Raw genomic sequence first — 11360 nt, forward strand, 5'->3', positions numbered from 1 at the left:
CCTAAGCGAGGAAGTTCTTGAGCTCGAGGACGAGCTTCCGGATATGGCCTGAGATCACCGGAGTGCCCAGGTCCTTGAATTTCTTGCGGAACCACGGGTCCACGCTCTGCTGGCCCGAGCTGTTGACCGAACCGACGGGGATGAACTTCACCCCCGAGCGGTAGACCGCCTCGATGCCGTCGTAGAGCGGCTGCGAACGGTCGAACTCGTAGAAGTCGGAGATCCACACCATCACGGTGTTGCGCGGATCGGCGATCTTCGGACGGGCCATGGCCATCGCGACCGGGCCGTCGTTGCCGCCGCCGAGCTTGGTGCGCAGCAGCACCTCGAACGGGTCGTGCACCCACGGAGTCAGGTCGAGGGCCCGGGTGTCGTACGCGATGAGGTGCACGTCGACCTTGGGCAGCCCGGCGAAGATCGAGGCCAGGATGGTGCAGTTGACCATCGAGTCCACCATCGAGCCCGACTGGTCGACGACCACGATCAGGCGGGCCGGCGTGGTGCGGCGGGCGGTCTGCTTGTAGAAGAGCCGGTCGACGTAGAGCCGCTCGTCCTCCGGGTTCCAGTTCGTGAGGTTCTTCCAGATGGTGCGCTCGACGTCGAGGTTGCGGAAGACCCGCTTCGGCGGCACCGAACGGTCGATGACGCCTGCGCTGGTCTGCTCCACCTGGGTGCGCAGCACCTCGGCGACCTCGTCCACGTACCGGCGGATCAGCGCCTTGGCGTTGGCCAGCGAGACGCCCGACAGGTTGGACTTGTCGCGCAGCAGCTGCTCGATGAGCGACATGCTGGGCGTGAGCTGTTTGGACAGCACCGGGTCGGCCAGCACCTCGCGCAGGTGCATGCGCTTGACCAGGTCGCCCTCCAACCCGGCGAGCAACGCGGCCAGCTCTTCGTTGCCCGGGCTGTGGCGGAGCCCGCCCGCCTCGCAGCCCATGCCGCGCTCGAACCAGGCCGTGTCCTTCTTCCACGCCTCCAGCTGAGCCGCCGAGACGTTGCCCGAGCCGGTGGCGAACACGTTGAGCAGCAGCTTGGAGACCAGGGCCGCGCGGCGGACCTCGTCGCCCTCTTCGTGGTCCCGCTCCGCCATCAGGCCCTCGAACTCGGCGGCCAGGTCGGGGAAGCGCTGTACGAGGTTGTCGACCGAGACGCCGGGGTCAAGGAGCGCGGGCGGGAGGCCGAGGTCGTCGACGATGGCCACGCTCGCCCGCTCCAGGGTGGGCTGCTCGTCGGGGCTGAACAGCCGGGACAGCAGGCGCCAGTAGAGCACCTGGCGCCGGGCCTCGTCCGATGTGGTGGGGGAATCGGTCATTTCCTCAGCAACCGCCCCGCTCGCTCGCGCAGCACGGCGACCACGTCGCCGGCCTTGGCCTCGGCCTTGACCACCTTGGGGTCGGTGGGGCCCATGGCCCAGTCGCCGTTGTGCGCGGTGACGGCCTTCTTCTTGACCGTGGCCTGCACGGCGAGCGGCTGCAGGAGCCACTGCCCGCCGTCCCAGCGCATCAGGCCGATGCAGGCGGAGGAGGCCGACACCAGCTCGGGCGTGAGCGGCCCGCAGGCCGGCAGCCGGTCGAGGGCCACCGGGAGCGAGCTGCCGCCCAGGTCGAGCGTCTCGTCGCGGATCGTGTAGCCCTCCAGGAAGACGGGCTCCGCGATGCGTACGGGATGGCGGTCGAGCGGCGGGGTCGCCGGGGCCACGGCCTCGGCGAGCTGGACCCGCGCGGTCGCGAACGGGTCGGCCGCCGCGCCGGCGCTCGCCTTGCCGTCGTGCCACACCAGGTCGCCGCCCGGCAGCAGCGGCATGTCGGTGAGCTCCAGGCTGAGGTGCCCGGCCAGCGCGCCCATGAGCACGGGGTGGTCGCCCATCAGCCGCCACACGGACGGGCCGGAGATCGTGTCCACCTTCGCGGCCGCCACGCTCGTGCGTACCAGCCGGGAGGGGGCGCCGCCCGCGGGCTCGAGGATGCCGTGGACCTGCACCCGCACCACGGTGGCGTGCTCGTGCACGTCGGCGCCGAGGATCAGCAGCCGCCCCGAGACCGGCTCGGCCGCGCCGTGCCACGTGCCCTTCTGGGACAGCAGCAGGGCGCGCGTCCACAGGTCGGCCCACCTGCGCACGGGCAGCCGGTCCATCGTGCCCACCGGGCACGACGCCCGCAGCTCCGCCGCCAGGCCGTCGAGCAGCACCGCCAGCCCGCGCAGCCCGGGCATGGCCAGCAGCGCCTCGATGGCCGGATCGGCGGAGGAGACCACGTCGTGGTCGACGCCGCGCCAGCCGGTGATCGCCAGCTCGCGCAGCCAGCCCCGGCACGCGGCCAGCACGCCCGCCGGGTCGCCCGCGTCTCCGGCGGGCTCCCAGGCCGCGCGGGTGCGGCCCAGCGCCGTGTCGAACCGGGCGAGCAGCGCGTCGTGCACCGCGCCGAGCAGCGCGGCCCGCCCGCCGGCCAGCGCCGCCAGGTGCTCGTCGCCGACCGACCCGGCGCTCACCTTCTCCGCCGCCTCGGCCAGCCGGTCGCCGAGCGGACTGCCGGCCAGCGCGCCCGCCAGGGCGGCCAGCGCTCCGGACGCCTCCTCGCCGAGCCGGGCGAACCCGTGGGTGAGCGCGTCGTCGAACCCCGCCACCAGGTCGAGCGCCTCGCCGGCCCCGGCCGGGGCGTCGCCCTGCAGCTCTCCGAGCTGTACGTCGAGCATCACCGCACCGCCTTCGTCGCGGGGAACCAGTGCAGCTCGGCCAGCGGCTCCGTGCTGTCGGGCACCTCCAGGTAGGCCAGGTGGCGCAGGAACCTGCTGAACACCACGGCGGCCGGGGTGCGCTCGACCGGCCCGTTGATGGAGGACATCAGGTACTGGCCCTCCGGCACCTCCACCCCCAGGTAACGGGCCACCCGGTCCAGCCCGTACTGCAGGACCGCCTCGTCGGCCAGCTGGTGGATGTGCTTGCAGGCGTAGCCGTGCAGCGCGCCGCACGGCCGGTTGTTGTTGGTGCTGCAGCTCAAAGCGTGGGTGCCGGCGGTGATGGACGAGACGTAGACCCGTTCGATGTCGGATCCGCTCGACACGACCCCCTGCAACCGCCCGTCGGCCAGCTCGACGAAGGGAACCTTCGCCAGTTTCCTCGGCTCGACAGGCGGCACCACCCGTACCACGCTGTGCTGCTCCCACGCGGCTCTGTCCGCGTCCACGGCCTCGAACCCTCCCGCCCCGGCCGGCTCACGGGCGCAGGCGGGAATGCCCGCGCCTTCGCGACCGGCTGATCAATGATCCGGGAACTTACCGGAGCTCACCGACAGATCGGGTCTAAACGATCAAAGCCCAAGGCCCGCGCGGGTTCAGGCCTCCTGGGATAATTGTCGATAATATTGTCAACGAAGCTCAACTACGGGAGGATTCCGTGACCCCTGAGTCCCCGCTGGAGGAGACGCTGACCGACCGGCTCAGAGCGGCCGTGCTCGGCGGGGACTTCGTGCCCAACCAGCGGCTGGTCGAGGCCGACGTGTGCGAGCAGTTCGGGGCCACCCGCGCGGCCGTGCGCGAGACGTTCAGAGAGCTGGCCTCGGAGGGGCTGGTCGAGATCCTACGCAACAAGGGCGCCCGCGTCCGGGCGATCTCCAAGGCGGAGGCCATCGAGATCACGGAGGTGCGGATGGTGCTGGAGGGCCTGTCCGCCGCCAAGGCCGCCGAGCGCGTCACCCCCGAGCAGGCCGGGCGGCTGCGGGAGATCGTCGCCGAGATGCGCGCCGCCGTGGAGCGCAACGACCTCGACCGATACTCCGAGCTCAACGCGACGCTGCACGCCAAGGTCCGCGAGATCGCCGCCCACCAGACCTCGGCGTCGATCATCGAACGGCTGGGGGCGCAGGTGATTCGGCACAAGTTCCGCCTGGCCCGGCAGCCGGGGCGGGCGGCGCTGTCGTTGCCGCAGCACGAGCTGATCGTGGCCGCCATCGTCGCCCGCGACCCCGAGGCGGCGCAGACGGCCATGCAGCAGCACCTGCGCAGCGTCGCCAAGGCCCTGGACGCCACCGACTGACGAGCCACCACCACCCCGGAGACCACCAACCGAGGGGCCACCATCACCCCGGCGGCGCGCCGTCCACGGCCGGCGCGCCCGCCGACGCCACCAGCTCGGCGATGCGGAGCTTGTCGCCGGGCGCGCTCGTGGACGGGTCGGCGTAGAGCGCGCCGGGCTGAGGTTGGGGCGCGACTCCTCGCAGGCGGTCAGGCTGTCGGCGCCGGTGGTCACGGCGATGACGACGTCGGCCCCGCGTACGGCCTCGGCGTTGCACGCGACCAGCGGCGGCCCGCCGGACGGCGACGGCGGGTGGGCGGGGTCGTAGACGCGGAGCGGCACCCGCGGCGCGAGGACGTACGCGGGCCGGATCGCCCTGTACTTGTCGTACTGCACGGGGCACGGCGTGGACTGGTCGAGCCCGAGCCTGCCGCAGCTGATGGCGATGATGCGGTAGCTGGTGGACGAGCCGATGCGGCCGCGCTCACGCAGGCCGGGAGCGACGGCCCGCTACCGCAGCGAAGACACCGCGAACAAGATCATGGGGACGGACGGCGAGTTCCTGTCGTGGTGCTGTCTGCAGGGGTGGGTGCCTGCTTGAGAGCGACGATGTAGCTGTTCTTGACACCGTATCCCGCCGCCGCGGGGACGAAGCCCTTCGCCGGCACCAGCGGTCGCTTGCCGTCCGGCGGCGCCGCGACCGGCTGTGGCGTGCTCTGCCGTACGGCCTGCGCCGACGGGTGGCGGTTACGGGCGCCGTTGCCGGCTGGATGGTCAGCGGTGGACGCGTTGGCGGGGAGCGAGACGAGGGCTGACGCCGCGGCCGGCAAGGGCACCGCGAGTCTGACAGGTAACACCGAGCCTCCCGACCATGAACATTGCCAGGGAACTGGTCAGCGTGACGGCGGCACGCTGGTCGCTGCGGAAGCTGGGGACTGCTGCAATGATAATGTTCTACATATCCAAATATTTAGATATATGGAGCAGCGATGTCAAAGGTGCTGATTGTCGGGGCCGGGGCACTGGGGCAGGTCTTCGGGTCGTGGCTGGCCGCGGCCGGGGCCCGGGTCAGCTATCTGGTGAGGCCGGGCCGGGAGAGCTGGGAAGGGGCTTCGCTGTACCGGCTCAGGCGGGGGCGAGCGCCGGTGAGCGAGCGGATTGTGCCGTACGAGGTGATCAGTGAGCCGCGCCGCGAACAGTGGGACATGGTGTGGCTCTGCGTGGATTCGCCCGCGTTGCGGGGCGAGTGGACGCGTGCGCTGCGCGCGGCGGCCGGAGCGGCGACGGTGGTCACCATCGGCCAGGACCCGGGCGATCTGAGCACCCTCGCCCGGGTCTGGCCACAGGAGCAGATCGTCCAGGTGGCCCCGACGCTGCTCGCCTACCAGGCGCCGCTGGAGCGAGAGGTCCCCGCGCCGGGGGTGGCGTACTGGGTGCCACCCGGTTCGGCGGTGGGCGTCACCGGAGCGCGCGCCCCGCAGGTCGTCGCCGCGCTTCAGGCCGGTGGCGTGCGGGCCAAGCGGGTGACGCGGGCCGGTGCGGGGGAGCTCGCCGCCGCCCGCATGATCCCCTACATCGCCGAGTTGGAGGCCTCCGGCTGGAGGCTGCCCGCGTCGAGCACACGGCTGCGGGGCGCTACCGCGTCCGTCCGGGAGGCCGTCGCCGTGGTCTCCGCTCAGCACGGGCTGCGCGCTCCCGTCTCCGTCCCGTCCTGGGCCGTGGGCTTGGCGTTGCGCGTGCTGCCCTGGCTGCTCCCCTTCAACCTGCGCAGCTACCTGGAGACGCATTTCACGAAGGTGAGCGCGCAGACGCGGCTGATGCTGGACGGCTGGATCGCCGAAGGCGCCGCCAGGACGCTGCCGGTCGGCCATCTGTCCGCTCTGCGCGACTCATTGCCCGCATGAGCGGCTCGATCGAGGCCCAGGACGTCCTCGCGCTGTTCGCGCGGACCCGGCCGCTGTTCACCGCCCTGGGGGATGAGCGCAGGCAGGAGATCGTCGTCTTCCTCCTGGAGTCCGCGGCCCCACGCAGCGTCGGTGACATCGCCGCGCACCTGAAGCTGTCCCAGCCCGCCACCTCCCACCATCTCAAGATCTTGCGCGATGCGGATCTGCTGACGGTACGGCGCAACGGCGCCCTGCGCCTGTACGACCTCAACGCCAAGGCCTACCCGGACCTCCTGACCCCGATGCGCGACCTCATGACGTTGATCATCTCTTGTGCTTCCGACCTGGAGGAACAGCCGAGCAGCCAGTAGCGACATGCGCTGGTCATCATGTTGACCGGCTGGGTACGGGCATGGTCGCCGTGCGGGCGACCCGCGGCGGCACACCCCGCGACGGCTGGACGCTGCACCAACTGCGCCACTCGGCGCTGACCCTACCTGGCCGCCGCCGGGCGCACCGCGCCCGAGTTGCGGGCCAGGTCCCGTCACCAGCACCTGGCCGGCCTCGGCCGCTACGTCCCTCCTGGGCAAGGAGGCCTCCGTGCCAGGCTCGTCGGGAAGTCCTCCATCGTGGCGTCGGCGCCCGAGAGGTGAGTGAAGTCGGCGGGCAGGCCGGTGCGGTCGAAGACCTCCAGCAGTAGCTCGGGGAAGTCCAGCCGCAGCAGCATGCCGTCGACCAGGGTACGCAGCTCCTTCATCAGCGGCGGTTCGGCCAGCGCGCCGGGCTTCTCCGGCCGCAGCCGGCCGCCGACGAACCGCACCGCGGTGTTGGATCCCAGCCCGTCCAGCACCCGGGCGTGAGCGCCCTCCAGCGCGCTCGCGAGCTCGGCCAGGTGTCCGGCGGGCTCCAGCTCCTGCTCCTGCTCCAGTGAGAGCAGCACGCGCGGCCGCGCCTGTTCCCACGCCTGGCCGTCCAGCAGCCGGGCCCGCGGATCGCTCCAGCGCCACCTCTTGAGGGCAACTCAACATTATTGCGATCCAGAAAACGAAAACCTTATTGCGGTTGTCGGATAGCTTTCGAGAGAGGGCGCACTAAAATACCCACGCATCCCACCATGGGGATATACCTAAAGCATGCATAATCAATATTTCCCCCGTGTTCACTCGAGGTTCTCGCGGCCGGGTTCAGGCCTCGGCGACAATCCTTGATGGCAGCGCTTTTGTGAATCCACGAAAGCACGTACCGAATTTGGAGATCTACATGAAGAAGTTCCTGGCCTTCGCGGGCGTGAGCGCCGCCCTGGCGGCCGGCCTCCTCGCGACCGCACCCGCTTACGCGGCGACGGCAAACGCTACTTCTCCCAGCGCGATGTCGCCCTTCCGTTACTACGACACCTTCTACGGGCCGAATCCTTGGTGGTCCTGCTCTCAGCGCGGAAATCTCGGGCTGCAGAGAGGTGAATGGTATGACTATGACTGCAGGCCTGGCACCAGCTGGGTGGATCTCTATATCCAGGTAAGTCCCAACTAGTCCAGCGAGCGAGCAGATCCCGCTACGGATATCCAGCGATTATCCGGACGGATGCTTATCAATGTCAGCTTCGGCAGTGCCTCCGCGATGACCTGATACCGGAGGCACTGCCAGGCCTGGCGCTCGGCACTGATGTGAACTCAGCGAATTGCCGGGCTCGTGGAACAAAGCTGTCCGAGCCGCACGGATACAGGGCTTTGACCAAGCGACGGGATGACCCCTGACCGGTCAGCCAGGGAAGAAGACGGCAGTCCTGGGGAGACCGGGTTCAAGGCGCTCGCCCCCCGGTGGATCTGTCGCCACAAGCCTGTAGGGCTTCGAAACTCGCGCGTGTGGTTTGATCTGGAGTTTCGCCGACCGCGAGCTATGCGGCTCGGCGGAACTCGCTCATCACCCCCTCCGAGCATTTCGTGGCGCTTGATCCGGCCTTCCATCGGCACCACCACATGCTTATCGTGATCGGGTGGTCGCTGCCCACGCAGCCTGATCTGGCCCGCCTCCCGAACCCGGCGTGCCACTGGGATCGAACAGTTTCACCTCGCCGTCGACAGGCCACCATCGGCCATCGCAGTAGCGGTGGCGTAGGTCCTTCCAGGTGACCCGGCGGTGTTTGCGGCGCAGCCAGCCGACCCCAGGCGACGCAGCTTGCCGTTCGCCTTGGGAATCATCCGCGCTCGGACCGGCAGCGCTCCTTCAGCGAAGTGCGCAGCTCGCCGAGGAAGTCTTCGACTTCGAGGTCTTACGGGAGGAGCCGGCCAGGACCGGTGTCGACCCGGACGGGGATCTGGGCACGGTGGAGCAGCTGTATCAGCTGTTCTTGGAGGTCACCGAGTCGGAAGTCGCCGAGAGCGCGTCGGCGGGGTCGCCTGCCGGCCGACCGACCGCAGCTGTGGACGTTCCGCCCGCATCGCCGGAGGAAGAGGCCGGGTTGCCACCGTCGTCCCGTTCCCGCCTATAGCCATGCCTCCCGTGATCCCGCCTCCGATGATTCCGTCTCCGGCCGTCCCGGCCGCCGAGGCCCGCGCACGCAGCGTCGTGGCCGGCTCACCGTCGATGACCTCGTCCAGGACCAGGACGAGCTACTCCTTAAGCTCGGAGACCCGCCCACTCCCGTGCCCGAGCCCTTCGCCAGCCTGCTTCGAGAGCCGGCCGACGACCGGCCCCACCTCAACACCGCGACCAACCCGGACGCGCGCCGGCTATTCCCCGGCCGACGGGCCGACCAGCCCGCCCATGCCGGCACCATCCGCGAGCACCTCCGACTCGCCGGCTTCGCCACCGGAACGGCCAGAGCCTCACCGCTCCGCCGGTCCTGGAAGCCGACTCGTCGTCCCGGTCCTGGTGGCCCGCTCGGAGGGCCGCCTGGACGAGACCGTCTTCAACGCCCCGCCCCAGCCGCTCGACCGCGAGCCGGCCGGGACGCTGCGGACACCGGAAGCGGCCGTGGCCTGACCTCCGGAAACGAAGGGCGGGAACCGTACGGTCCCCGCCCTTCGTCCTGCCTGGAGGACCCCTTGCCGACCGCCTGGCCCTATGTCCGGAGCAGCTGCGCTCCCTTGTCGCCGCTCAGATCACGCTGACGGAACGCCCGATTCGCGACTCTGCGGACCAGCTTTTTCCAGCCGAAGCCGCCAGCCTGTCACGGGCTTTTTGGCAGCTACGCGGACGAGACGAGCTTTCGATCGGCCATTACGTCACGCCCTCGTCCTCCGGCCTGCCGGGCGCACGGAGGGCTGAGGTCAAAGGGCGACGGTCCACGCGTCAACGACATGGCAACCATTTGGCTGCCCATAGACCGAGGAGGTCGGCCCGAACTGCTGTTCTGTGCTTTTGTACACCACCGGGCCGTCGATGTTTCTTGTGTACGGCCAGTGGGCCGAGTTGCATTCGACCACTACGCGATAGTTGCCGTAGCCTTCGTAGCAGGTGGTTTGTCCCACGTTGCGGGTGGTATCGACATATGGCTCGCAACGCCAGACTTCAGCCTGAGCAGCTGGGACCCCCAGCACGGACGTGAGACAGAGGACCGTGCCAAGCATCATCGTGCTGATCATTGCCTTTTTGACAGGCTTCATATTTCCCTTACTCGTACTTCGGGATCGTGGACTTACCGCGTTCCGCGCCCAGATCGCATGGCCCATCGGGGAACGTCATCAGTCGTAACCAGGAACGGCCATCCCGCTCATCGGGCTGCTGGGTGCGCCTTCGATTGAACCAAGGAACATGGCCTGCGACTATCCGGGCCGCGTCCCGAAGATCGCGCTTTTCGGATAGGGGCCCGCCCCTGGCCTCGGTGGCTCAGCTGCGGACTGCATGATCCCATCCGTCGCAGGGCGCCCTTTGACAGGAGTCCTTGGCGATCAGTCGCTCGTGCCGAGCGATGAGCTTCCGGTCAGCGGACACCAGCAGTTCGCTCGAGTGCAGCAGCATCTTCACCTGGCGGGTGCTCGGTGTCGTCCCCCGGTGCGGCGGGCTCCGGCGTCGATTCGGGGCGGACGCCGAACGGGCCGGCCCGCGCGAACCAGTAGTTTGCTGCATTGGCGAACGTGAATGCCGACGATGGGGATGCGATGCGATTTGTCACGGGAATCGTGCTGGTGCTGGCGGCGGTCGGCGGGTGTGCGTCCACGCCGATCACGCCGATCGAACCGGTGGACCCCGGCAACCGCTTCACGTCGAGGCCGCCGGTCGACCTCAAGTCCATCGACCCGCCCACCCGCTTCAACGCCGCCGCCGCCACGCCGCTGGAAATCTCTACGAACGCGGATGAGGTGCTGCTGCACGGCACCACGGCGGTCGTCCCGATCCATGGCAGCAAGCCGACCGTGTCCTCCGGGGAGGAGATCCGCCTGATCGACACCCGCACCAACAAGGTGCGGGAGGTGATCAAGCCGACCTATCCGCAGCCGAAAATCGGCACGGTGATCGCGCTGCCGACGCTCACGTCCGTCCAAGGCCGGCCGACCGTGCTCGCGCCGTTCCTCGGCGAGGCACCGGGACAGGGCACTACCCCGGGCCGTCCGCTGGTCGAGGTCGTCTCGATCGACCCGGAGAACGGGAAGACCGACTGGCGTACCGAGATCCCCGTCGAGGGGTGGACCGGGACGGGCCGTTCGAGCGGCGTCGAGGTCTCGTTCGCGGGTGTGGCCGACGGGGTGGGGGTCGTTCGGATCGTGGACCCGTCGCTGTCGGCTCGGCGCGGCGACACGTACGCGCTGGACCTGAGTAGCCGCAAGGTGCGGTGGAGCAGGCGCGGGTTCGAGGCCCGAGCCGTGACGGCGGGGGTGGTCGCGGGCCAACAGCCCGGAACCGGGCAGACGCCGAAGGTCCAGGTCCGCGGGATCGACGCGCGGACCGGCCGGCAGCGATGGGCGTCGCCCCGCGATGCCTACTCGGTCGAGGTATTCCCGGCCGGCCCCTCCAAGGCAGTCGTCCGAGGACGCACCGACCCGGGCGGGAAGAAGTACGTCGATGTCGTGGAGATCACGACGGGAAAGGCGGTGACCGTCACCGAGGAGAAGTCCGGCAAACCAGCCCCGCATCCGTTGAATTGCCTGTACGACGAGCAGGCCATCACAGTCTGCTCAGGCGGTGACTGGGTCGCCGCGCTCGACGCGCAGACCGGCTCGTGGCTGTGGTCGATCACGAAGGGCGGCGGGCGCCTGGTTCCCCTCGTGACCGGAGCCTGGCATGGGGTCGTCTACGGAAGAACCGCCAACGGGCCCGTCGTCCTCGATGGCAGGACCGGAACGGACCGGGAGACCCAACCGGGAGTCGCACCGTCAGTGGTGAACAGCTCCATGGCGATCGGCCCGTGGCCCGGCGGCGGCCTCGGGTCGAGCAGCTACCCGGTGATCGGCTGAGCTGAGACTTGGCTCAATCCCAGCCAAGACCTACCTGGCGGCTGGGAACACGTTCGGGAGCGGAGGGCCGAG

The 11360-nt window shown here is 69.6% G+C and carries 11 protein-coding genes; 5 read left to right on the forward strand and 6 right to left on the reverse strand.

Annotated features, from left to right (window positions below; translation table 11 throughout):
* Position 1: 1 nt before the first annotated feature.
* The 3 genes from ABZX61_RS38775 to ABZX61_RS38785 are packed head-to-tail and all read right to left on the reverse strand — an operon-like array spanning position 2 to position 3182.
* The gene (locus ABZX61_RS38775) at positions 2-1312 is read right to left on the reverse strand and encodes a VWA domain-containing protein (RefSeq protein WP_355201366.1); all 1311 of its coding nucleotides are present in this window, start codon (positions 1310-1312) and stop codon (positions 2-4) included.
* Positions 1309-2691, reverse strand: a complete 1383-nt coding sequence (locus ABZX61_RS38780; protein WP_355201367.1) for a hypothetical protein — start codon at positions 2689-2691, stop codon at positions 1309-1311. Before ABZX61_RS38780 ends, ABZX61_RS38775 begins: the two co-directional genes overlap by 4 nt.
* Positions 2691-3182, reverse strand: a complete 492-nt coding sequence (locus ABZX61_RS38785) for a hypothetical protein (RefSeq protein WP_355201369.1) — start codon at positions 3180-3182, stop codon at positions 2691-2693. The genes ABZX61_RS38780 and ABZX61_RS38785 overlap by 1 nt, the downstream gene beginning before the upstream one ends.
* 209 nt (positions 3183-3391) lie before the next feature.
* Here ABZX61_RS38785 and ABZX61_RS38790 point away from each other — a divergent pair, with 209 nt between their 5' ends.
* Positions 3392-4030, forward strand: a complete 639-nt coding sequence (locus ABZX61_RS38790) for a GntR family transcriptional regulator (protein ID WP_355201371.1) — start codon at positions 3392-3394, stop codon at positions 4028-4030.
* 518 nt (positions 4031-4548) lie between these two features.
* Here ABZX61_RS38790 and ABZX61_RS38795 read toward each other — a convergent pair.
* Positions 4549-4866 carry a hypothetical protein gene (locus ABZX61_RS38795; protein ID WP_355201373.1) on the reverse strand — a complete coding sequence of 106 codons (318 nt, stop codon included), beginning with the start codon at positions 4864-4866 and terminating at the stop codon, positions 4549-4551.
* A gap of 132 nt (positions 4867-4998) precedes the next feature.
* Here ABZX61_RS38795 and ABZX61_RS38800 point away from each other — a divergent pair, with 132 nt between their 5' ends.
* Together ABZX61_RS38800 and ABZX61_RS38805 are read left to right on the forward strand one after the other, a co-directional pair.
* Positions 4999-5913, forward strand: a complete 915-nt coding sequence (locus tag ABZX61_RS38800) for a 2-dehydropantoate 2-reductase N-terminal domain-containing protein (RefSeq protein WP_355201375.1) — start codon at positions 4999-5001, stop codon at positions 5911-5913.
* On the forward strand, positions 5910-6266 hold the full coding sequence (locus ABZX61_RS38805) for a metalloregulator ArsR/SmtB family transcription factor (RefSeq protein WP_355201377.1): 357 nt from the start codon (positions 5910-5912) through the stop codon (positions 6264-6266). The genes ABZX61_RS38800 and ABZX61_RS38805 overlap by 4 nt, the downstream gene beginning before the upstream one ends.
* 200 nt (positions 6267-6466) lie before the next feature.
* Here ABZX61_RS38805 and ABZX61_RS38810 read toward each other — a convergent pair whose 3' ends face one another.
* Positions 6467-6835: a hypothetical protein gene (locus ABZX61_RS38810; RefSeq protein ID WP_355201379.1), complete on the reverse strand. Its 369-nt coding sequence runs from the start codon at positions 6833-6835 to the stop codon at positions 6467-6469.
* A gap of 320 nt (positions 6836-7155) precedes the next feature.
* On the opposite strand from ABZX61_RS38810, the gene ABZX61_RS38815 reads away from it, so the two are divergent.
* Entirely contained in the window at positions 7156-7425 is a 270-nt protein-coding gene (locus ABZX61_RS38815; protein ID WP_355201381.1) for a hypothetical protein, read from the forward strand.
* Positions 7426-9164: 1739 nt separating this feature from the next.
* On the opposite strand, the gene ABZX61_RS38820 is transcribed toward ABZX61_RS38815, so the two are convergent.
* Positions 9165-9500 (reverse strand): hypothetical protein, encoded by a 336-nt coding sequence (locus ABZX61_RS38820; RefSeq protein WP_355201383.1) that lies wholly within the window; start codon positions 9498-9500, stop codon positions 9165-9167.
* A gap of 495 nt (positions 9501-9995) precedes the next feature.
* On the opposite strand from ABZX61_RS38820, the gene ABZX61_RS38825 reads away from it, so the two are divergent.
* On the forward strand, positions 9996-11288 hold the full coding sequence (locus tag ABZX61_RS38825; RefSeq protein WP_355201384.1) for a PQQ-binding-like beta-propeller repeat protein: 1293 nt from the start codon (positions 9996-9998) through the stop codon (positions 11286-11288).
* Positions 11289-11360 lie beyond the last annotated feature (72 nt).

This window comes from Nonomuraea sp. NPDC003709 (assembly GCF_040610775.1).
Classification (GTDB): domain Bacteria; phylum Actinomycetota; class Actinomycetes; order Streptosporangiales; family Streptosporangiaceae; genus Nonomuraea; species Nonomuraea angiospora_A.

What these genes read in the sequence shown, in the direction of transcription:
- ABZX61_RS38800 (WP_355201375.1), top strand. Translation starts at nt 4,999, where the DNA reads ATGTCAAAGGTGCTGATTGTCGGGGCCGGGGCACTGGGGCAGGTCTTC.
- ABZX61_RS38780 (WP_355201367.1), bottom strand. Translation starts at nt 2,691, where the DNA reads ATGCTCGACGTACAGCTCGGAGAGCTGCAGGGCGACGCCCCGGCCGGG.
- ABZX61_RS38820 (WP_355201383.1), bottom strand. Translation starts at nt 9,500, where the DNA reads ATGAAGCCTGTCAAAAAGGCAATGATCAGCACGATGATGCTTGGCACG.
- ABZX61_RS38805 (WP_355201377.1), top strand. Translation starts at nt 5,910, where the DNA reads ATGAGCGGCTCGATCGAGGCCCAGGACGTCCTCGCGCTGTTCGCGCGG.
- ABZX61_RS38775 (WP_355201366.1), bottom strand. Translation starts at nt 1,312, where the DNA reads ATGACCGATTCCCCCACCACATCGGACGAGGCCCGGCGCCAGGTGCTC.
- ABZX61_RS38815 (WP_355201381.1), top strand. Translation starts at nt 7,156, where the DNA reads ATGAAGAAGTTCCTGGCCTTCGCGGGCGTGAGCGCCGCCCTGGCGGCC.
- ABZX61_RS38825 (WP_355201384.1), top strand. Translation starts at nt 9,996, where the DNA reads ATGCGATTTGTCACGGGAATCGTGCTGGTGCTGGCGGCGGTCGGCGGG.